The 21,678-nt window shown below is 61.6% G+C and carries 16 protein-coding genes and 2 tRNA genes; 12 read left to right on the top strand and 6 right to left on the bottom strand.

From position 1 onward, the window contains the following. The first annotated feature begins 33 nt into the window (after nt 1–33). A complete protein-coding gene (locus ABI796_RS11160) occupies nt 34–1,032 on the top strand; it encodes an NAD-dependent epimerase/dehydratase family protein (RefSeq protein WP_141285079.1) in 999 nt (332 codons plus the stop codon). On the opposite strand, the gene ABI796_RS11155 is transcribed toward ABI796_RS11160, so the two are convergent. Together ABI796_RS11155 and pepN are read right to left on the bottom strand one after the other, a co-directional pair. After that, nucleotides 1,029–1,508: an OsmC family protein gene (locus ABI796_RS11155; RefSeq protein ID WP_141285081.1), complete on the bottom strand. Its 480-nt coding sequence runs from the start codon at nt 1,506–1,508 to the stop codon at nt 1,029–1,031. The two genes, ABI796_RS11160 and ABI796_RS11155, sit on opposite strands and share 4 nt — an antisense overlap. Before the next feature lie 55 nt (nt 1,509–1,563). After that, a complete protein-coding gene (gene pepN / locus ABI796_RS11150; RefSeq protein WP_141285083.1) occupies nt 1,564–4,125 on the bottom strand; it encodes an aminopeptidase N in 2,562 nt (853 codons plus the stop codon). Nucleotides 4,126–4,259: 134 nt separating this feature from the next. Between pepN and ABI796_RS11145 the strand changes: the two genes are divergently transcribed. The 3 genes from ABI796_RS11145 to ABI796_RS11135 all read left to right on the top strand — a co-directional run bounded on the left by ABI796_RS11145 (nt 4,260) and on the right by ABI796_RS11135 (nt 6,713). Next, nucleotides 4,260–5,264: a hypothetical protein gene (locus ABI796_RS11145; protein WP_141285085.1), complete on the top strand. Its 1,005-nt coding sequence runs from the start codon at nt 4,260–4,262 to the stop codon at nt 5,262–5,264. Nucleotides 5,265–5,343: 79 nt separating this feature from the next. Further along, nucleotides 5,344–5,826, top strand: coding sequence for a ribose-5-phosphate isomerase (locus tag ABI796_RS11140; protein WP_141285087.1), 483 nt, complete (start codon nt 5,344–5,346; stop codon nt 5,824–5,826). Next, nucleotides 5,826–6,713: an Fpg/Nei family DNA glycosylase gene (locus ABI796_RS11135; RefSeq protein WP_141285089.1), complete on the top strand. Its 888-nt coding sequence runs from the start codon at nt 5,826–5,828 to the stop codon at nt 6,711–6,713. Before ABI796_RS11140 ends, ABI796_RS11135 begins: the two co-directional genes overlap by 1 nt. A 78-nt stretch (nt 6,714–6,791) precedes the next feature. Here ABI796_RS11135 and ABI796_RS11130 read toward each other — a convergent pair. Then, nucleotides 6,792–6,865: transfer RNA gene (locus tag ABI796_RS11130), tRNA-Gly, on the bottom strand. A gap of 128 nt (nt 6,866–6,993) precedes the next feature. Between ABI796_RS11130 and ABI796_RS11125 the strand changes: the two genes are divergently transcribed. From ABI796_RS11125 to ABI796_RS11100, 6 genes are all read left to right on the top strand, one after another. Further along, nucleotides 6,994–7,068, top strand: a tRNA-Pro gene (locus ABI796_RS11125). Between the two features lie 68 nt (nt 7,069–7,136). Continuing rightward, nucleotides 7,137–8,519: a trigger factor gene (tig, locus tag ABI796_RS11120; RefSeq protein ID WP_141285091.1), complete on the top strand. Its 1,383-nt coding sequence runs from the start codon at nt 7,137–7,139 to the stop codon at nt 8,517–8,519. Nucleotides 8,520–8,740: 221 nt separating this feature from the next. Next, complete coding sequence (locus ABI796_RS11115; RefSeq protein WP_090825208.1) at nt 8,741–9,352, top strand: ATP-dependent Clp protease proteolytic subunit; 612 nt, start codon at nt 8,741–8,743, stop codon at nt 9,350–9,352. A gap of 39 nt (nt 9,353–9,391) precedes the next feature. Continuing rightward, the gene (locus ABI796_RS11110) at nt 9,392–10,051 is read left to right on the top strand and encodes an ATP-dependent Clp protease proteolytic subunit (protein ID WP_024816918.1); all 660 of its coding nucleotides are present in this window, start codon (nt 9,392–9,394) and stop codon (nt 10,049–10,051) included. Between the two features lie 182 nt (nt 10,052–10,233). After that, nucleotides 10,234–11,523, top strand: a complete 1,290-nt coding sequence (gene clpX, locus ABI796_RS11105) for an ATP-dependent Clp protease ATP-binding subunit ClpX (protein ID WP_141285093.1) — start codon at nt 10,234–10,236, stop codon at nt 11,521–11,523. Nucleotides 11,524–11,603: 80 nt separating this feature from the next. Then, nucleotides 11,604–12,218: a DsbA family protein gene (locus ABI796_RS11100; RefSeq protein ID WP_141285095.1), complete on the top strand. Its 615-nt coding sequence runs from the start codon at nt 11,604–11,606 to the stop codon at nt 12,216–12,218. Between the two features lie 10 nt (nt 12,219–12,228). Here ABI796_RS11100 and ABI796_RS11095 read toward each other — a convergent pair whose 3' ends face one another. Both ABI796_RS11095 and valS read right to left on the bottom strand, forming a co-directional pair. After that, nucleotides 12,229–13,104 (bottom strand): Fpg/Nei family DNA glycosylase, encoded by an 876-nt coding sequence (locus tag ABI796_RS11095; RefSeq protein ID WP_170224962.1) that lies wholly within the window; start codon nt 13,102–13,104, stop codon nt 12,229–12,231. Nucleotides 13,105–13,464: 360 nt separating this feature from the next. Beyond that, entirely contained in the window at nt 13,465–16,092 is a 2,628-nt protein-coding gene (gene valS / locus ABI796_RS11090) for a valine--tRNA ligase (RefSeq protein WP_141285100.1), read from the bottom strand. Nucleotides 16,093–16,165: 73 nt separating this feature from the next. On the opposite strand from valS, the gene ABI796_RS11085 reads away from it, so the two are divergent. Beyond that, nucleotides 16,166–16,957, top strand: coding sequence for an SDR family oxidoreductase (locus ABI796_RS11085; protein WP_141285102.1), 792 nt, complete (start codon nt 16,166–16,168; stop codon nt 16,955–16,957). A 61-nt stretch (nt 16,958–17,018) separates the two neighbouring features. On the opposite strand, the gene ABI796_RS11080 is transcribed toward ABI796_RS11085, so the two are convergent. Continuing rightward, complete coding sequence (locus tag ABI796_RS11080) at nt 17,019–18,062, bottom strand: endonuclease/exonuclease/phosphatase family protein (RefSeq protein WP_141285104.1); 1,044 nt, start codon at nt 18,060–18,062, stop codon at nt 17,019–17,021. Between the two features lie 327 nt (nt 18,063–18,389). Here ABI796_RS11080 and ileS point away from each other — a divergent pair, with 327 nt between their 5' ends. Then, nucleotides 18,390–21,677: an isoleucine--tRNA ligase gene (gene ileS / locus ABI796_RS11075; RefSeq protein WP_141285106.1), complete on the top strand. Its 3,288-nt coding sequence runs from the start codon at nt 18,390–18,392 to the stop codon at nt 21,675–21,677. Nucleotide 21,678 lies beyond the last annotated feature (1 nt).

Raw genomic sequence — 21,678 nt, 5'->3', positions numbered from 1 at the left:
CCACCTACAACCCTAGCGCCGTAGCGTGACGGTATGCGCATCCTGGTCTTGGGCGGCACCGTCTTCCTGTCCGCAGAAATCGCCCGGCAGGCTGTTGCTGCCGGACATCATGTGACGTGTTTGGCGCGGGGTACCTCAGCAGACCCGCCCGACGGCGTCACGTGGCTAAGGGGTGACCGTTCCTTGGGTGCCGCGGCCTTCGCGGACGTTACCGGCGGCTGGGATGAGGTGGTGGATGTTACCCGGGATCCTGTTCAGGCCGGTGTGGCACTTGAGGTGTTGGGTCCGGCAGCTGCTCATTGGACTTTCGTCTCCAGTTGCTCCGTGTACGCGGACCACTCGGTACCGGGCGCGGACGAAAGCGCGGCGCTTTTGGAGCCGTTGCCCGAGGGACAGGCGGGCACCCCGGACACGTATGGAGAATCAAAGTCGGCAATTGAGCGCATGACCCGTGACGCTGTGGGGGAGAAGGCGCATATTGTCCGCTCCGGGCTCATTGGCGGACCGGGGGACGGTACCGATAGGTACGGCTACTGGCCGGCGCGGTTCGCTGCGAATTCTGATCCCGTGCTTGTCCCGGATGTCCCGGATGCCTCCACGCAGATCATTGACGTCGGGGATCTCGCGGCCTGGATCCTGCAGTCTGCCGAACAAGGCCTCACGGGTACCTACAACGCCTTGGGGGAGGTGGTGCGGTTCGAGGACTACCTCCAGGAATCCCAACGCGCGGCCGGGGCTTCGGCAGACGTCACGGTGCGTGCTCCGGAAGAGTGGTTGGTCCAACACGGCGTCGGCTACTGGTCCGGACAGGATTCCCTGCCTTTATGGTTACCGGCAGGCCATGAGGGCTTTCAGGCCAGAAGCAACCGCGCCGCTACGGCGCGGGGGATGACCCTGCGCCCGTGGCAGGAGACCCTGGCTGCCACTCTTGAGGACGAGAAGCAAAGGGGCTTGGACAGGGACCGCAAGGCCGGGCTGCGCAGTGAGACCGAGCAGGGACTCGTGGCACTGCGCCGACGCGAACAGCGTTAGGTTGCCTCCGCCGTCGTCATTGGCTCGTGGAGGACGGGGAAGTTGACGCTGCGGGCGATGAAGCAAACCTCGTTGGCCTCATGATGCAACTGTGGGAGCAATTCCGCCTGGGCGGAATCGGTTATGGTGACGTGCGGCTTCAGCGTGACACTTTCGAACTGCCCGCTGCCGTCCCGGTTGAGCTTCATGAGCCCTTCAGCGTTGTCCTCATAGCCGGTCACCACCACGCCGTGCTTGACGGCGACATGAAGGAAAGACAGCATGTGGCATTGCGAGAGGGCTGCGAGTAGCAGCTGTTCCGGGTTGTATCGCGTCCGGTCCCCATGGAAGGTGGGATCTGCCGAACCCTTCAGCGTCGGCAGGCCGCTGATCTCGATGTCGTGGTCGCGTGAGTAACCCCGGTAGCTGGCCGTGCCCTCGCCAAGGTTTCCGGTCCAGCGGACGGTCAATGCATAGTGGTGTTCGCTCAGGCTCATGCGGACAGTCTAGTCAGGCGCAGACTGTCCGCATGAGCCTCAATAAGCTCCCGTTCTAGACGTCCGCCGCCCTCGCCCGGAGGGCGCGTGCCACGCCGTCGCGGTTTTCCAGCATCATCCGGCGGAGAGCGGCGCTGTCTTCGGGAAGTGCCGCCAGGAACTGATCCGTGCGATCCACCGTGTCCTGCGTAGTGAGCTGGGACGGGTAGAGACCCACCACAATCTGCTGGGCCAGGGCGTGGGTGCGTTCCTTGACGATTGCCGGCACGGCGTCAAAGTACTTCTGCGCGAAGGGCTCCAGCAGAGCGGTGTCTGCCACGCGCATGAATCCGGCCACAGCGGATGCCTGCAGGGCATTGGAGAGCTCTCCCTTGACCACGATCGACTCCCACGCCTCCGCCTTTGCTTCGGGTGTAGGGATGGCTGCTTTGGCCTGCGCCGCAGCATTTTGGCCGTTGGAGGTGTTGTCTCGGCCAAGCTCCTCATCAATACGGGCCTGGCCTTGCCGCCCACCGGCAACCAGTGCTGTGAGCAGCTCCCAGCGCATGTCCTGGTCTATCGAGAGGCCTTCCAGCGTGTCCGTTCCGTCCAGGAGGGCCTGCAGGCGGTGCAACTGCCCGCCGCTGCGGGCCAATTGGGCGTAGGACTTGGCGAATTGCAGTTGGGCATCCGAGCCCGCAGTGGCTGCCGAGGCGAGCTCCCACAACGTGTCCGCAGCCGCGATGGTCGTCTCAAGCTTGTGCTCAGCGGCCACATAGTAGGTCAGGGTGGTTGCGAGTTGGCGCAGTTGGACCAGGATGACCGAAGAGTCTGTTTCGGAGGCAATGTTCGCCAGGATCAGGTCCACGTAACCGCGGGCAGGGGTCTCACCGTCGCGGGCCGCGTCCCAAGCCGAACCCCATACCAGGGTTCGCGGGAGGCTGGCGGCGAAGTCCTTCAGGTGTGCTTTTGCAGTTGCCAGGGAGTGCTCATCGAGGCGGACCTTGGCGTAAGCCAGATCGTCATCGTTGAGCAGGATCAGGTCCGGCCGCGCCTTGCCCACCAAGGCCGTTACTTCGGTGCGGGGGCCGTCGACGTCCAGTTCCTCTCGGTGGGTCCGTTCGAGTTTGCCGTCAGCGGAGAGTGAGTAGAAGCCCACTGCGAGACGGTGCGGGCGGAGGGTGGGCTGATCCTCGATCGCGGACTGCAGGATCGAGAAAGCGGTGATGGTGCCCTCGGCGTCGACGGTCAGCTCTGGAGCGAGGGTGTTCACTCCGGCAGTTTCGAGCCACAGCTTGCCCCAGGCGTCCAGGTCGCGGCCACTGGCGGCTTCGAGCTCAACCATGAGATCGGAGAGCTCGGTGTTCTTCCACGCGTGTTTGGCGAAGTACGTGCGTACGCCGGCCATGAACTGCTCGGGGCCCACCCACGCCACCAATTGCCGCAGTACGGAGGCGCCCTTGGCGTAAGTGATGCCGTCGAAGTTCACCTCGACATCTTCGAGGTTGTTGATTTCGGCGAAGATCGGGTGCGTGGTGGGCAGCTGGTCCTGCTTGTAAGCCCAGGACTTCTCCACGGAAGCAAACGTGGTCCAGGCCCGGCGGAACTCCGTGTTCTCCACGGCGGCCAGGTGCGACATGTATTCGGCGAATGATTCGTTGAGCCAGAGGTCGTTCCACCAGCGCATGGTCACCAGGTCCCCGAACCACATGTGCGCCAGTTCGTGCAGGACGGTGATGGCACGGCGTTCAATCTGTGCGCCGGTGACCTTTCCCCGGAAGACATAGCCTTCCAGGATGGTCACGGCACCGGCGTTTTCCATGGCTCCGGCGTTGAACTCGGGGACGAAGAGTTGATCGTATTTTTCGAACGGGTACGGGAACCCGAACTGTGCTTCGAAGAACTCGAATCCTTGGCGGGTCAGTTCGAAGATGTTGTCCGCATCGAGGTACTGCATGAGTGATTTCCGGGCAAAGACTCCCAGGGGAATGACCCGGCCGTCGGAGCTGGTGACCTCGGAGCGGACTGACTGGTACGGTCCGGCAATCAAGGCTGTGACGTAGGAGGAAAGGCGCGGTGTAGGGGCGAAGTTCCACACGGAACGCGCAGTGCCATCCTCGGCAGCCGGGGCTTCAACGGGAACCGGCGTGGGGGAGTTGGAAATCACGTCCCAATGCGAAGGTGCCGTCACGGTGAAAGTGAAGCTCGCCTTCAGATCGGGCTGCTCAAACACAGCGAACATGCGCCGGGAGTCAGGAACTTCGAACTGCGTGTAAAGGTAAACCTCGCCGTCAACAGGGTCAACAAAGCGGTGAAGGCCTTCTCCGGTGTTCATGTACGGGGCATCGGCCACCACAACGAGCTCGTTGTCTGCTGCAAGGTCCGGGAGCTGAATCCGGACGCCGTCCGAAACCTCGGAGGGGTCCAGTTCGGTGCCGTTGAGGCTCACTTTGTGGACTGCGGCCGTGATGGCGTCAATGAACGTCGATGTTCCGGGCTCCGCGGAAAACCTGACAACGGTGGTGGAGCCAAAGGTTTCCGGGCCTTGGGTCAGGTCCAGGGTGACGTTGTAAGAGAGGACGTCGAGCAGTTCGGCTCGTTTCGCGGCTTCGTCGCGCGTGAGGTTCAGGCCTGGCAAGTGGTGCCTCCGAAGGATCTTTGGGATGTCCGGCCCGTCAGGCCGGGACGCTGGTGTGAAGCCATTCTTTCACTCCGCCCCCGGAAGGCAAGGAGCAGGCACCACAGTGTCGCCCTACGGAGTAGCGTTGGATCATGGCATCGTTCCGGGAAACCCTCGATTTCCGAGCACTGAGGTTTGCGGTCGCCTTTCCGCTGCTGCTCGCCATCGGCTTTGTGGTGTGCGCCCAGATGCTGCGCAACGACCTCCCGCATCCTGTTGCGGTGATGTGGAACGCCGACGGCGGCACTTCCTTCGCGCCTTTCGGCGCCTATGTGGCCGGCGGGGCCGGTCTGATCATCTTCTGTGGTTGGGCGGTCTTTCTTCAGGCAGTTTCCATCACCAGGCCCGTCGTCATGCGCCGGGCCATGATGGGCCTTGGCCTGACGGTGAGCCTTTTCATCACCACGGTGGTGGCGGCCGGACTGGTGGGTCAGTCCGGACTGGCAGATGCCCGCGAATCCCATGTGGACCCCATCGTGCTGGCCATGGGCAGCGGTGCCGCCGTGGCGTTGGGAGTCGTGATGATTTTCGCTTTCAAACCGGACCCGCGCTGGACCCGGGAAGATGACGCAGCGCTTGAAGAAGAGCTGCGGCTTCTGGAGGATCCGGATCTCGCCCGCGACACACTCAGGCTATGGGTTCACGCCCGGAGCTCGGTGTTCATCATGATCGTCGTCTCGGCGCTGTTCCCGGCGGCACTGATAGCGGTGGCTGTTCCTTGGCTCGGTGCGCTGGTTGCAGCCGCCGCTCTGGTGGGCGCGGGATTTCTGTTCGCCCGGGTGCGCGCGGACAGGGGAGGGCTCCAGGTATTCGCCGGCGGGATCGTACGGGTCCTGGCTGTGCCCGCCGTCGACATCGATGCAGCCGCCGCCGCGGAGGTAAAAGCTGCAGACTATGGCGGCTGGGGATGGCGGCGCCACGACGACGCAACCGCGATGCTCGTGGGAAGTGGCCCGGCGGTGGTCGTAAGGAAACTTAACGGAGGCCGGGTGGCGCTGAGCGCAGGGACACAGGCTTCAGCTGACAGGCTCGCCGGAGTCCTCAACCGTGCAGCGCACAGGGCCCACGGTGACGGGCAGGCCCAACAACCCCGGTAGCGGTACCCTAGGTAGCGCATCCCTCATTGTCGCGCCCGGCCAATGCCGCACCCGCGCGCCCAGAAAGAATGGACTTCCTGTGACTACACCCCGCGTCCACATCGCTACGGACCACGCCGGCATGGAACTCAGTGCCCACCTGGTCAGCCACCTCACAGCCAAAGGCTACGAAGTGGTGGATCACGGGCCCAAGGAGTATGACGCCTTGGATGACTACCCTTCCTTCTGCATCAACGCGGGCCTTGCGGTTGTGGCGGACCAGAAAGCCGGCGTCCACGCTTTGGGCATCGTCCTGGGCGGCTCGGGCAATGGTGAGCAGATTGCTGCGAATAAAGTCAACGGCGTTCGTGCCGCTTTGGCCTGGAATCTTTCCACTGCAAAGCTGGCCCGCGAGCACAACGATGCCAACGTGGTGGCTGTTGGCGGACGTCAGCACACCGTTGAAGAAGCTACGGAACTCATTGAGGCCTTCCTGCAGGAACCGTTCAGCAATGACGAACGTCACATTCGCCGCATCGGCAAAATTGCGGTGTATGAAAACACCGGCGAGATTGTTGAGTAGTGCCTGAGGGGCATTCGGTCCATAGGTTGGCCCGTCAATTCCAGGACGTTTTTGGGGGCCGGCGCCTGGATGTTTCCAGCCCGCAAGGCAGGTTCACCGCTGGCGCGGAGCTCCTTACCGGCCACACGATGCTGGAGGCGACGGCCCATGGGAAGCAGTTCTTCCTCAGGTTTGATCATGAGCTCTTCCTCCATGTCCATTTGGGACTTTACGGGGCGTGGAGCTTTGGCGGAGACCGTTCCTTCACCGGCGCCTCCAGCATTGGCGCTCCTCGCCGCATTGGCGAGCGGGAAGCGGGGCCATCTTCGGATACAGGGGAGTACACCGGCCCTCCGGCGCCGGTAGGAGCCGTCCGGGTCCGCCTGGTCTCCGGCCATGGCTGGGCCGATCTCCGGGGCGCCACCACCTGCGCGGCGATCACCTCTGCCGAGGCCCAGGCCGTGTTGGACCGATTGGGGCCCGATCCCCTGCGCAATCGCCCGGGGGACCGCGAAGAATTCAGCCGGCGCCTGCGCCGCCGCAAGACACCTGTGGCGCTGCTGTTGATGGACCAGTCCGTCCTTGCCGGTGTAGGCAACATTTACAGGGCCGAGGTTTTGTTTCGCCAAGCAGTGGATCCATGGACACCGGGAAGCAGCATCGATGCCGAAACGGCCGGACGGCTCTGGGACGACACCGTGGCCACCATGTCCGACGGCGTCCGTGATGGACGGATTGTTACCACTCCGTCCGCGCTGTGGACCGGTAGCGGTGTTGTAGCGCCCGACGCCGATGCCCACTTTGTTTATAAGCGGGACGGCCTTCCCTGCCGCGCCTGCGGAACGCTGGTGGGTATGGCGGAAATCGGCGCCCGCAAACTCTACTGGTGCCCTGGCTGCCAGGTCTAACGCAGTTCCGGCAAGCAAATCCAACGCGGTTCCGGAAAACAGAAAGGGCCCCGATCCGTGGATCGGGGCCCTTCTTCTTGGAGGGGACGACGGGAATCGAACCCGCGTAATCAGTTTGGAAGACTGAGGCTTTACCATTAAGCTACGTCCCCAGGACGGATATTCTTGTTCTGAACATCTTCCCGGTGGCTGTTGAAGCCGGGTACAACTAAACCTAATTCCGGCGGCAGTGTCAAATGTGCATTCTTGGCTCACTTCCCCGTAGACTGTCCTGTGCGTTCGGGGTGTAGCTCAGCTTGGCTAGAGCGCCTGCTTTGGGAGCAGGAAGTCGCAGGTTCAAATCCTGTCACCCCGACTCTGTGTTTGTGTCGCTTCAGGGACACGACAGAACCCCATACCCACAAATTCAGGAGTACTTAGACTGTGAAGAGCGCTGTCGAGAACCTCACCGCAACGCGGGTCAAGCTCAACGTTGAGGTTCCCTTTGAGGAACTGAAGCCGAGCATCGATGCCGCGTACAAGACCGTTGCTTCGCAGATCCAGGTTCCCGGATTCCGCAAGGGCAAAGTTCCCTCCAAGCTGATCGACCAGCGCGTTGGCCGCGGCTACGTTCTGGAGACCGCCATCAATGATGGCCTCAACGGCTGGTACCAGGCTGCAGTTCAGGAAACGGGCGTTCGCCCCCTGAGCCGTCCCGAAGTTGAGATCACTGAGGTTCCGGATCCGTCCGCAACCGATGGCGAACTCAAGTTCCAGGTTGAAATTGATGTCCGCCCCGAGATCGAGCTGCCGGACTACGCCGGCATCAAGGTCGAGGTTGCTGCGGCTGAGTCTTCCGAAGCTGATGTCGACAAGGCACTGGACGAACTGCGCGGCCGCTTTGGCACGCTGAAGTCCGTTGAGCGTCCTGCCAAGAACGATGACTTCCTGACCATCGACATCACCGCCACCATTGATGGCGAAGACATCGATTCCGCTTCCGGCCTTTCCTACCAGGTGGGCGCCGGCACCATGCTCGAAGGCCTCGACGAAGCCGTAACCGGCCTCTCGGCCGACGAAGAGGCAATTTTCGAGACCACCCTTGTTGGCGGAGACCACGCCGGTGAAGCCGCGCAGGTCAAGGTTGTTGTCAAGGCCGTCAAGGAGCGCGAGCTTCCTGAGGCAAATGACGACTTCGCCCAGCTCGCCTCCGAATTCGACACCCTTGCCGAGCTCCGTGAGGACCTCGCCAAGCAGGCTGCCGACTCCAAGGTTGTGGAGCAGGGTGTTGAAGCCCGCGACAAGGTTCTGGACAAGCTGGTTGAACTTGTTGAGGTCCCTGTTCCGGACTCGGTTGTTGAAGAGCAGATCGAAGCTCACTTCAACCCGGAGAACGCTCACGGCGAAGGTGACCACGACACCGAGGAGCACCGCGCCGAGGTCAAGGCCAACACCGAGCGCGCCTTCCAGAACGAGATCATCCTTGATGCCATTGCTGACAAGGAAGAAGTGGACGTCAGCCAGAACGAGCTGATCGACTACATCGTCACCACGGCAAGCCAGTACGGCATGGATCCCAACCAGTTCGCCCAGATCATTGATCAGAGCGGCCAGGTTCCCATGATGGTTTCCGAGGTTCGCCGCCGCAAGGCTCTGGCCGTTGTGCTTGGCCAGGCCGAGGTAGTGGACTCAGAGGGCAACAAGGTTGACCTCACCGACTTCGTTCGCCCTGCAGGCGAAGCAGCAGCCGAAGAGGCCGCAGCTGTTGAAGCAAGCGAAGAAGCTGACGCTCCTGCAAGCGATGACCCCGCAGCAGTGAAGTTCTAGTCAACAACTCCAACCAGCCCCGGATCACACGATCCGGGGCTGGTTTGCTTTAAGGCTGGACATTCGTGCTCAACCGCAGACGTGCGCCGTCAGCGAACAGTGCGATTTCGGCGAACAAATCGCCCGTGAAAACGGTTAGTGTCCAAGTAGTGAAGTTCAGTGAGGTCACTGGCACCAGCGAGAGGTAAGTACTTATGTCACAGCAATCAGAGGCTCCCCGGATGGCAACTGTCGATCCCGCGGCCCAGGACAACTACATCTACAACCGCCTGCTGAAAGAGCGCATCATCTGGCTCGGCTCTGAAGTCCGTGACGAGAACGCCAACGCCATTTGCTCTCAGCTCCTCCTCCTTTCGGCCGAGGACCCGGAGAAGGACATCTACCTGTACATCAACTCCCCGGGTGGTTCTGTCACGGCCGGCATGGCAATCTACGACACCATGCAGTTCATCCCCAACGACGTCGTTACCGTGGCAACGGGTCTGGCAGCGTCCATGGGTCAGTTCCTCCTGTCCTCCGGCACCAAGGGCAAGCGTTACGCAACGCCCAACGCCCGTATCCTGATGCACCAGCCTTCAGGCGGCATCGGCGGAACGGCGTCGGACATCAAGATTCAGGCAGAGCTGATCCTGCACATGAAGAAAGTCATGGCAGAACTCACGGCAGAACAGACCGGACAATCCGTGGAAACCATCCTCAAGGACAACGACCGCGATAAGTGGTTCACGGCCGCTGAGGCACTGGAATACGGCTTCTTCGACAAGATCTCGGCTCACGCCGGTTCTGTTGCAGGTGGCGGCGGAACGGCCAACCAGTCGAACTCCGACAACTAACCGGCACTAAGAACCACTGAAACCCCAGGAGTAAAGAACATGAACTACAACTTCGGATGGTCTGCCGGTAATCTCCCGTCCAGCCGTTACGTCCTGCCCCAGTTCGAGGAGCGCACGCCTTATGGCTTCAAGCGCCAGGACCCGTACACCAAGCTGTTCGAGGACCGCATCATCTTCCTCGGCGTCCAGGTGGACGACGCTTCCGCTGATGACATCATGGCCCAGTTGTTGGTTCTGGAATCAACTGACCCGGACCGCGACATCACCCTTTACATCAACTCTCCGGGTGGCTCGTTCACGGCCATGACGGCCATCTATGACACCATGCAGTACATCCGCCCGGAGATCCAGACCGTATGCCTGGGTCAGGCCGCAAGCGCCGCTGCTGTCCTCCTTGCCGCTGGTACGCCCGGTAAGCGACTTGCTTTGCCGAACGCCCGCGTCCTGATCCACCAGCCGGCTCTTTCCGGTGGCCAGGGTGGACAGGCGTCCGACCTCGAGATCCAGGCTGCGGAAGTCATGCGCATGCGCACCTGGCTTGAGGACACATTGGCGCACCACTCGGGCCGCACGTCCGAACAGGTCAACAACGACATCGAGCGAGACAAGATTCTTACCGCTGCTGATGCACTGAGCTACGGTCTTATTGATCAGGTGCTGGACTCACGGAAGATCAAGCCTCAGGCAATTACCCGGTAGTTCAGGGATTTGGACGCCGGTGCGGTTCACGAAATATGGACCGCACCGGCGTTCTGTTTCCACCTAAGCAGCCCATTGTGACCTAGAGTGGATGTTGTCACGGTGGTGCCAACCGCGGCGCAGCCGCACACTTGAGTACGGCGTGGAGCCGCATCACCCGCATGCAACGAAGGGATTCCCACATGGCTCGGATTGGCGAGAGCACGGATCTGCTGAAGTGTTCTTTCTGCGGAAAGAGCCAGAAGCAGGTACGGAAGCTGATTGCCGGGCCCGGTGTGTACATCTGCGATGAGTGCATCGAACTCTGCAACGAGATCATCGAAGAGGAACTCGCTGAAGTTTCCGATCTTGGTAGCTTTGAACTGCCTAAACCCCGTGAAATCTTCGACTTCCTGCAGGAATACGTGATCGGCCAGGAACCGGCCAAGCGCTCACTGGCGGTTGCTGTTTATAACCACTACAAGCGCATTCAAGCCGGTCATGCTCCCAAGACCGGCAGCCTCGGGGAGGGTTCGCATCATGAAGATGTGGAGATCGCCAAGTCCAATATCCTGCTGATCGGTCCCACCGGTTGCGGTAAGACCTACCTCGCACAGACGCTGGCCCGCCGGCTTAATGTGCCGTTCGCCGTAGCAGACGCCACAGCTTTGACCGAAGCTGGATATGTGGGCGAGGACGTAGAAAACATCCTGCTCAAACTCATTCAGGCTGCTGATTATGATGTCAAAAAGGCAGAGCAGGGCATCATTTACATCGACGAGATCGACAAAATCTCCCGTAAGAGCGAGAACCCTTCCATCACCCGGGATGTCTCCGGCGAAGGTGTGCAGCAGGCTCTCCTGAAGATCCTGGAAGGCACTGTGGCCTCCGTTCCGCCGCAGGGCGGCCGGAAGCACCCTCACCAGGAATTCATCCAGATCGACACCACCAATGTTCTCTTCATTGTGGCCGGTGCCTTCGCCGGGCTCGAAGACATCATTGGTTCACGGTCCGGCCGGAAGGGCATCGGTTTTGGCGCCCCCCTGAACGAGGCCCGGGACAACGTTGACACGTACGGCGAGGTTATGCCGGAGGACTTGCTCAAGTTCGGCCTCATCCCGGAATTCATTGGGCGTCTTCCTGTGATCACCACAGTTTCCAGCCTGGACCGGCCGGCTTTGATCCAGATCCTGTCCACGCCCAAGAACGCGTTGGTGAAGCAGTACCAGAAAATGTTCCAGCTTGATGGCGTTGAGCTGCAGTTCGAGGACGACGCCCTGGACGCCATAGCGGATCAGGCGCTTGAGCGTGGCACCGGTGCACGTGGTCTCCGGGCCATCATGGAAGATGTACTGCTGCCCGTTATGTTCGACCTCCCCAGCAGGGATGACATAGCAACCGTGGTGATCACCGCTGACGTGGTGGCAAAGACCGCGCAACCGACCATGATCGCCCACGACGTCGTGGCCAAGCGCCGGAATAAGTCGGCTTAGCCACCTGTTGGCCTCAACAAGACGTGGTTCCTCCCAGGGCCACTATCCTGTCGCTTTCATACCCTTCAGAGGAGTTACCTGTGCCCGAGCAGAACGTCAACAAGGCTGATTTTTGGTTCGATCCCGTCTGCCCGTTTGCGTGGATCACCTCGCGTTGGATCGGCGAAGTGGAGCAGGTGCGGGGGATCGAGACCGAATGGCACGTCATGAGCCTCTCGGTGCTGAATGAGGGCCGGGATCTGCCCGAGGATTACCGGGCAATGATGGACGACAGCTGGGGTCCTGTTCGCGTGATCATCGCAGCCCAGGAGATCCATGGCAGCAGCTACGTGAAGCCTCTTTACGATGCCATGGGGGAGCAGATCCATCATGAGGGCAACAAGGACCGTGCATCGGTTATCCGTAAAGCCTTGGCCGAGACCGGCCTGCCTGCTGAGCTGGCACGCTTCGCGGACTCAGAGGAATACGATGCCCAGTTGCGGGCGAGCCACGAGTCAGGCATCTCATTGGTAGGCCAGGACGTAGGAACTCCCGTGGTAGCCGTGAACGGCACGGCGTTCTTCGGCCCGGTCCTGACCCGTATTCCCCGTGGTGAGGAAGCCGGAAAGATCTGGGACGCCACGGTGACTTTGGCCGGCTACCCCCACTTTTTCGAACTCAAGCGCAGCCGCACTGAAAGCCCCGAATTCAACTAGGTGTGCACGGCTACTTCAAGAACCGTGAAGTTCGCCGGTCAGCCAGGATTTTTCCGTTGGTTTGACACGTAGCACAGTACTGCAGGGAGGTGTCCGCAAAGGACACCTCCCTGACTGTATCCCCGCACACCGGGCAAGGTAGGCCCGTGCGGGCGTGCACCCTGAAGTTGCTGCGCTTGGTGTCCTTGAGCTCGCTGGATGGCTTGCCGGCTGCTGCGTTGACCGCCCCCACCAGAACTTCCTGCATGGCGTCATAGAGCCGTGTCACGGTTGCCTGGTCCAAGGACTTGGCGGTGGCAAAGGGCGAAATCCTGGCGGCGTGGAGAATCTCATCGCTGTAGGCGTTGCCTATGCCGGCAATGACGCTTTGGCTTCGCAGGAGCCCTTTGATCTGCTGCGAACTTGCCCCGAGGATGCCTGCCAGTGCATCGAGGTCGAAATCCGGGCTGAGGGGCTCCGGCCCGAGGGTGGCAATGCCGGGAACATCCTGCGGATCCTTCACCACGTGGATTGCCAGGCTCTTTTTGGTCCCGGCTTCAGTCAAGTCCACCCCGATGTGGGCGTCATCCGAGGGCCGGTGCAACAAGAGGCGGGCCGCAATATTGCTTTTACCCATGCGCAATCCGGCTGAAGAGGGGTGCTCGGTGTACCGTACCCAGCCGGCCTTGGCCAGATGGAACACAAAGTAGAGGCCGCCGGCGTCGAGGCACACAAACTTGCCGAGCCGTTGTACCCCACGGATTGTCCGTCCCTCCAGCTCCGTGAAAGGGGGATCGGCCGTCTTGAGCGCAGAGAAGGAGTTGATGCGGACCTCGGTCAGCACGGCTCCGTGGAGTTGGGTGTCCAAGTACATGCACAGTCCGTGCACTTCGGGCAGTTCCGGCATGGACAATACTCTGCCACAGGTGCCCTGGGAACGGCAGGAGAACTACAGGTTTGTAGTTCGCGCAAAGGCCTTGTGCAGCTCCATTAACGGGACCACAATAGTTCTTACCCACTTCGAAAGAAGAGGGACACGGAAACCAAAGATTCAGTGATTGCAACCAACGCAGCCTTTGGCAAAGTTGGAAGCAACCTACCAGTGATGAGGTAGGAAGACCTGAAAATCCAAGGATTCCGCCAGACTGTCAAGCCATCACCGGACAGCCGAAAAGTCGAAGCCCCACCAACGGCAAAACGCTGATGGGGCTTCCCCTTTGTCCAAAATCTCCTGCCTGAACTCTTTTGGCCGGAAATGAGCTATAGGCTACTGCTGCGACGCAGGCGTCTCCTCGGCAGGCGCCAACTCCACATCGCTGACCGTGAGTTCGCCTTCACCGGACTGCAGAGTGATCTCCTTTGCGTTGGCGGCAGCCTTCAGGTCACCCAAGCCGGCTTTCAACTGGGCCACCAGCAGCTCAGAAGCCGTAATGGATGCAGACAACACTTCGGTCCGCTGCTTGACCTTGGCCTCGGACTTGGCCTTGCGAATGCCGCTGAGCGCAATTCCCACTGTGCTGAGCATGGTGGTGTCGCCATCGGTAATTTCCAAGGCCGCAGGCCACTGGGCGCGGTGAACAGATCCTGTGCGCCACCAGCCCCAAACCTCTTCTGTGGCGAAGGGCAGGAACGGTGCAAACAGGCGCAGGAGCGAGTCCAGGGTGGTGGCCAGGGCAGCGAGGACGGAGGCCTGTTCGGTCTCGCCTGCGGCGCCGTAAGCACGGTCCTTGATGAGCTCCACGTAGTCGTCGGTGAACTGCCAGAAGAACGACTCGGTAATCTGCAGTGCCCGGGCGTAGTCGTAGTTCTCGAAAGCCTTGGTGGACTGCGCCACGACGTCCGAAAGTTGGGCCAGCAGTGCCCTGTCCAGCGGGTTGGTCAGTACGGACAGGTCAGAGGTCACCACTGAATTCTCGGTGGCACCGAGATTCAGCACGAACTTCGAAGCATTCAACAGTTTGATGGCCAGGCGGCGGCCGATCTTCATCTGCGCGATCTCGTAAGCGGTGTCCGCACCGAGCTTGGCCGAGGCAGCCCAATAGCGAACGGCATCCGAGCCGTACTCGTTCAGGACGTCCGTGGGCACAACAACATTGCCCTTGGACTTGGACATTTTCTTGCGGTCCGGGTCAAGGATCCAGCCGGAGATGGCCGCGTGCTTCCACGGGGCGCTCTTCTGCAGGGCATCGGCACGAACGGCAGAGGAGAACAGCCAGGTGCGGATGATGTCGTGTCCCTGCGGGCGGAGGTCGAACGGGTAGACCTTGGAGAACAGTTCCTCATCCCGGCTCCAGCCACCCACAATCTGGGGGGTCAGAGATGATGTGGCCCAGGTGTCCAGTACATCGGCGTCACCGGTGAAGCCGTTGGCTTGGTCCCGCTGGGATTCTTCGAAGCCGGGGGCGGCGTCAGCGGCCGGATCGACGGGGAGCATCTCATCCGAGGGCAGGATGGGGTGATCGTAGTCCGGGTTGCCTTGGGCATCGAGCGGGTACCAGACGGGGATGGGCACTCCGAAGAAGCGCTGGCGCGATACGAGCCAGTCACCGTTGAGGCCGGCGATCCAGTTCTCGTAACGGGAACGCATGAAGGCCGGGTGGAAGGTGATTTCCTGGCCTCGGCCGATCAGGCGTTCGCGGCGTTCCTCATCGCGGCCGCCGTTGCGGATGTACCACTGACGGGAGGTAACAACCTCGAGGGGCTTGTCACCCTTTTCGAAGAAGTTCACGGGGTGGGTGATCTTCTTCGGCTCGCCGTCCAGCAGCTCCGCTGCCTTGAGCAGTTCCACCACGGCTTCCTTGGCTGAGAAGGCGGTCTTGCCTGCGATCGCAGCGTAAGCTTCCTTGCCGGCGTCGGTGGTGATCCACTCAGGGGTATCGGCAATGATGCGGCCGTCGCGGCCCATGATGGCGCGCGTGGGCAGCTGCAGTTCTCGCCACCAGGTGACATCCGTCAGGTCACCGAACGTACACACCATGGCGATGCCGGATCCCTTGTCCGCCTTGGCCAGCGGGTGTGCCTTGACCTCCAGCTCCACATCGAAGAGCGGAGACTTCACCGTCTTGCCGAAGAGCGGCTGGTACCGTTCGTCGTCGGGATTTGCCACCAGGGCTGCGCAGGCAGCAAGCAGCTCCGGGCGGGTGGTCTCGATGAAGATTTTCTCGCCGTCTTCGGTGAAGAAGGGGTAGCGGTAATAGGCGCCGGCAACTTCGCGGTCCTCAAGCTCGGCCTGGGCAACAGCGGTGCGGAACGTCACATCCCACAGGGTGGGTGCCTCAGCCATGTAGGCGTCTCCCGCGGAGAGGTTTGCCAGGAAAGCGCGTTGGGACACCGCACGGGAGGTGTCGTCAATGGTTCGGTACGTCAGGTCCCAGTCGACGGACAGGCCGAGGGTCTGGAACAGGTTCTCGAAGACCTTCTCGTCCTCAACAGCGAGTTCTTCACACAGTTCGATGAAGTTCTGGCGCGAAACGACGTCGAAGTCGCGCTGGTTCTTGGCCGGCTGTGCCGGGGGCGTGTAATCGGCCTTGTAAGGGATGGCGGGATCGCAACGCACACCGTAGTAGTTCTGGACACGGCGCTCGGTAGGCAAGCCGTTGTCATCCCAACCCATGGGGTAGAAGACGTTCTTGCCGGTCATGCGCATGTAGCGTGCCTGGACGTCAGTCTGGGTGAAGGAGAACATGTGGCCCACGTGGAGCGAGCCGGATGCCGTGGGCGGGGGAGTGTCGATCGAGTAGACCTGCTCCCGGGTGGTGTCCGGATTGAACTTGTAGGTTCCTTCAGTGAGCCAGCGCTGCGTCAGGGCAGCCTCAAGGCCCTCAAGGGCCGGCTTGTCGGGAACGTTGATGGGGGCGGTGGCGGGCGTGTCTATACCCTGCGTTGATTCAGCCATGGGTCAATTGTTTCATGGCCCGGCGTTACAGCAGGCCCGTGAGGCTGAGCCGCACCCCGGATATGGTGGTTCCATGACTTTGGCAGCGCACAGCACCCCTTCAGGACAGAATTCAGGACAGAACAAGACGGCCGTTGTTACCGGGGCCAGCACAGGGATCGGCGAGGCCACCGTCAAGGCTTTGGTCTCCACCGGTTGGAACGTCTTTGCCGTAGCACGCCGCGCGGACAGGCTCGAGGCCTTGGAAGCGGCCACCGGTGCTGTGGCGTTCCCCGCTGATATCACCGACGACGACGACGTCGCCGCCTTGCTGGGGGCCGTCACCGAAGCCGGAGGTGCTGACACACTGATCAACATCGCCGGCGGCGCACGGGGTGCGGACACCATTGCGAACGCTGATACAGAAGACTGGGATTGGATGTATCAGGTCAACGTCCTGGGCACCATGAAAATCACCCGCGCATTCCTACCCATGCTCAGGGCAAACGGCGAAGGCACCGTCCTGAACCTGACCTCCACGGCAGGGTTGTCCGCCTATGAAGGCGGCGCGGGCTACAACGCAGCAAAGTTTGCCCAGCATGCCATGACCAATGCCCTGCGGCTGGAAGAAGTAGGCAACAACGTCCGCGTCATTGAAGTGGCTCCGGGTCTGGTTTATACCGAGGAATTCGCCCTGAACCGCCTGGGTGACAAGGACGCGGCCGCCAAGGTCTACGCGGGTGTTGAGAAGCCCCTGACCGCCGAGGACGTGGCAGATGTGGTCAAGTACGCCGTGTCACTGCCGCATCACGTCAACCTAGACCAGATTGTTGTCCGCCCTGTCGCGCAGGCCGCCAATCACAAACTGGTCCGCAAAGAAGGCTAAAGCTGTTGCCAAGCCGCTGAACCGTTGCTGGCCAGCCACGGTTCAGCGGCTTGCCGACGTGTTACCCGGCGGGAACAACCAGCCGGGCCATGATGGCCGCATGGTCGCTGCCAGGGATCCGGTGGACCGAGTAGTCGCTGCTGCTGATCAGTGGTGATGTCACCATGTGGTCGATCACGATCCCGGGCAGCGGCAGACCCTCCATTGGCCATGTGGGGGAGAACCGTCCGCCGGAGGCAGTCCCCACATCCACGAGCTTCCTGCCTTCCTGACCTGCCAGGGCCTTATCCAGCACTTCCCTGAACTCGGAGTGATCGTACGTGGCGTTGTAGTCGCCCGTCAGCAACTGACTCCCTGGGCGGGATGCTTGGCGGGCCACTTTGTCTAAGTCACTGCGCCACTGGCCAATGCGTTCATCAACCGGCGGAAGGGCGTGGACGTTGGTGAGGTTCAACACTGCCGCGGAACCAGCCGAGGAGTCCTTCAGGAGGACCCGGGTGACATCCATGCGGAACGGGGTATCCGGCAGCAAGCCCACAGCTTCCAGCGGGAATGCGGAGTAGACCGCGCCGCCGGACGCGTCATCGTTGGGTTCGCTCACGCGGTGGGGCAATATCTTCTCCAAGCCCTCGGCGCCCAGCCGGTCCTCAAGCCCTTGCGTATGCTCCTGAAGTGCCAGGAGCTGAACGCCGTTCTCACGGACCATGCTCACGATCGCAGCAGCATCCGCCTCTCCATACTCGGAGTTGAGGCTCATGACCTTAACGGAAACAGTCGCAGTCCCGGCGGGCAGAGTTTCCGGCTTTCCGGCGTCCAATGGAAAAAGCCAGAACAGCTGAACGGCCAGCAAGGCAGCGGCCGTGATGATGACCCACAGGCGGCGCCCCAGCACCGCAAGGACCAAAGCCAACGCCGCGGGCACCACCAGCCAAGGTGTGAAGGACAACAGTTGCACCACCATGAGGGGCCATTCCACGGGGATTCCCCGGAACATTGATACCCCCGCCACAGGCAGCGCACTCAGCAAAGCCAGCACAGACCATGCCACGGAAGGGCGGCGTCGAGCCGGGCTGGTGCTCGAAAGGGTGGCGGAGGGGTGCGTCATGGGGTTGAGTCTATTCACAGCTGAGGTTGCCGGGCTCCCACCAGGGGATGAACGTCCGGGTAGAGCAGGAGTCCCACTGCCGCTAGACTTGTAGGACCAGCTTTGACCCGGCCATCACCGGTGAGCTTCCGGAAGAACAGCACCAACCATCAGCAAGGTGGCAGGCGCTCAGTAGAACCGGACGGGTAAGCCCGTCACAGCAGTAATGAGAGGCCGGGATCCCGTATCCCGGTAAGTGAGGTGGTACCGCGGTACCTGCGCTGCCGACAGGCAGCACAGAAGCCGTCCTCGCATCCTGACAGTCAACCAGCTATCACAGGATATGAGATGACCCACTACCCCAAGGCCTCAGCGTCTTCGTCAGGCACCCACGGCGTGTCCGCTTCCGTGAAGTTCCCGGAAATCGAAGAACGCATCCTCAAATACTGGGATGAAGACGGCACCTTCCAGGCCAGCATCGATCAACGCGATGCAGGCAAGGACGGCAGCAACGAATTCGTCTTCTACGATGGCCCTCCCTTCGCCAACGGACTCCCGCACTACGGCCACCTCCTCACCGGCTACGCCAAGGACCTCGTAGGCCGCTACCAGACCCAACGCGGCAAGCGGGTGGAGCGGCGCTTCGGCTGGGACACCCACGGCCTGCCCGCTGAACTCGAAGCCATGAAGCAACTGGGCATGACGGACAAGACCCAGATCGAAGCCATGGGCATCGACAAATTCAACGACGCCTGCCGCGCCTCCGTCATGAAGTACGCCAACGAGTGGAAGGCCTACGTCACCCGCCAGGCACGCTGGGTGGACTTCGAGAACGACTACAAAACGCTCAACGTCGAGTACATGGAGTCCGTGCTCTGGGCCTTCAAGCAGCTGCACGAAAAGGGCCTCACCTACAACGGTTACCGAGTCCTCCCGTACTGCTGGAAAGACGAAACCCCACTGTCCAACCATGAACTCCGCATGGATGACGATGTCTACAAGAACCGCCAGGACCAGACCGTAACGGTCACGTTCCCGGTCAAGGCCGGGGACTCCGAACTCTCCAGGACGCTCGCCGGAGTCCAGGCCCTCGCCTGGACCACCACGCCCTGGACGTTGCCCACCAACCTGGCGCTCGCCGTCGGCCCTGACATCTCTTACGCCGTCCTGCCCGCAGGACCCAACGGCGTCAAAGCTGCATCCGCCGAAGCCCCGGTGACCGGCAGTTTCCTCCTGGCAACTGACCTGGTGGGGTCCTACGCCAAGGACCTTGGGTACGACGACGCCGCTGCCGCTGCTGCCGCTGTGGTGTCCACGCATACCGGCACTGAGTTGGCAGGCCTTGAGTATGAGCCGTTGTGGAATGACTTCGCTGACGCTGAGAAGTACGGCACGCAGAATGCGTGGCGCTTCCTGGTGGCCGATTACGTCACCACCACCGACGGAACGGGTATAGTCCACCAGGCCCCGGCCTACGGTGAGGATGACCAGAAGGTCTGTGAAGACGCCGGCATCCCCGTGGTCCTCTCTGTGGATGAGGGCGCAAAGTTCCTGCCGCTGTTTGCCCACGGCGAGCTGGCCGGGATCGTCGGCCTGCAGGTCTTTGATGCCAACAAGCCCATCACCCAGGTGCTCCGCGCCGATGGCCGCCTGGTCCGCCAGGCCAGCTACGAGCACAGCTACCCGCACTGCTGGCGCTGCCGGAACCCGCTGATCTATCGCGCGGTGTCCTCTTGGTACGTCGAAGTCACCAAGTTCAAAGACCGCATGTCCGAGCTGAACCAGGAGATCAACTGGATCCCCGGCAACGTCAAGGACGGCCAGTTCGGCAAGTGGCTGGACAATGCCCGCGACTGGTCCATCAGCCGCAACCGGTACTGGGGATCACCCATCCCCGTGTGGCAGTCTGATGACCCCGAGTACCCGCGTACGGACGTCTATGGCTCCCTGGCCGAGATGGAAGCCGACTTCGGTCGTCTTCCGGTCAACAACGAAGGACAGGTGGACCTGCACCGCCCGTTCATCGATGAGCTGACGCGTCCCAACCCGGACGACCCCACGGGCAAGTCCACCATGCGCCGTGTGGAGGACGTTCTTGACGTTTGGTTCGACTCCGGGTCCATGCCATATGGCCAGGTGCACTACCCGTTCCAGAACGAGGAATGGTTTGACACCCATAACCCGGCGGACTTCATCGTGGAGTACATCGGGCAGACACGCGGCTGGTTCTACATGCTGCACATCCTCTCCACCGCTCTCTTTGACCGCCCGGCGTTCCGAAATGTGATCAGCCACGGAATCGTTCTGGGCTCCGATGGGCAGAAGATGTCCAAGAGCCTGCGCAACTACCCGGATGTCTCCGAGGTCCTGGATCGCGATGGTTCCGACGCCATGCGGTGGTTCCTGATGTCCAGCCCCATCCTCCGCGGCGGCAACCTCGTGGTCACCGAGCAAGGCATCCGTGACGGCGTGCGTCAGGTCATCCTGCCGCTGTGGAATGTGTACAGCTTCTTCACGCTCTACACCAACGCAGCCAATGGAGGCTCCGGCTACGAGGCAAAGCTGCGTTACGACGGCTACGCGGACACCCTGGACCAGTACCTCCTGGCCAACACCGGGGACCTGGTCCGGAATGTCACTGCCAGCCTGGACAGCTATGACATCTCCGGCGCCTGCGACGAACTCCGCAGCTACCTGGACATGCTTACCAACTGGTACGTCCGCCGCAGCCGCCAGCGCTTCTTCGACGAGAACGTCGACGCCTTCGACGCCCTGTACACAGCCCTCGAAGCGGTGTGCCGCGTGTCGGCTTCCTTGCTGCCATTGGTGACCGAAGAGATCTGGCGCGGACTGACAGGTGGCCGTTCCGTGCACCTGGCCGACTGGCCCGATGCTTCGCTGTTCCCTGCCAACGCCACCCTTGTTGAGGCGATGGACAGGGTCCAGCAGATCTGCTCCACAGGTTCGAGCCTGCGCAAGGGCGCGAATCTCCGCGTTCGCCTCCCGCTGCAGGAGCTGACTGTAGTGGCACCTGGTGCAGATGCGCTGGAAGGTTTTGCCGCCGTCGTCGCCGATGAACTGAACCTGCGATCGGTCCGGTTGCTCGACGCAGCTACTGCCTCGCCTGAGGAGTTCGGCATCGAGCAGAAGCTCGTGGTGAATGCCCGTGCGGCAGGTCCGCGCCTGGGTAAGAACGTGCAACAGGCCATCAAGGGATCCAAGTCCGGCGATTGGTCAGTCAGTGACTCCGGTGTTGTGGTGGCCGGCGGCCTCGAGCTTGAGCCGCACGAATACACCTTGGAAACGGTGGTCGCGGAAGCTGCCGACGCCGGCAGTTCAGCGGTCGCTGTGTTGCCCGGTGGAGGTTTTGTGGTCCTGAACACCGAGGTCACCCCGGAACTTGCAGCCGAAGGGCTGGCGCGAGACATGGTGCGGGCTATCCAGCAGGCACGCAAGGACGCCGGGCTCAACGTCAGCGACCGCATCCGCACCTCCGTGGAGGCTGCGCAGGACGTAGTGGATGCCCTGGAAGCCAACTCCGAGCTCGTCAAGACAGAAACGTTGACCCTGGAACTGGAGGTTCTGCTGGCTAGCGTGGACGAACCGCAGGTAACTGTTGCAAAGGCAGGGGCCTGAA

The organism is Paenarthrobacter aurescens (genome assembly GCF_041549525.1).
Classification (GTDB): Bacteria; Actinomycetota; Actinomycetes; order Actinomycetales; family Micrococcaceae; genus Arthrobacter; species Arthrobacter aurescens.
This window is presented reverse-complemented; position numbering and strand designations above follow the sequence as displayed.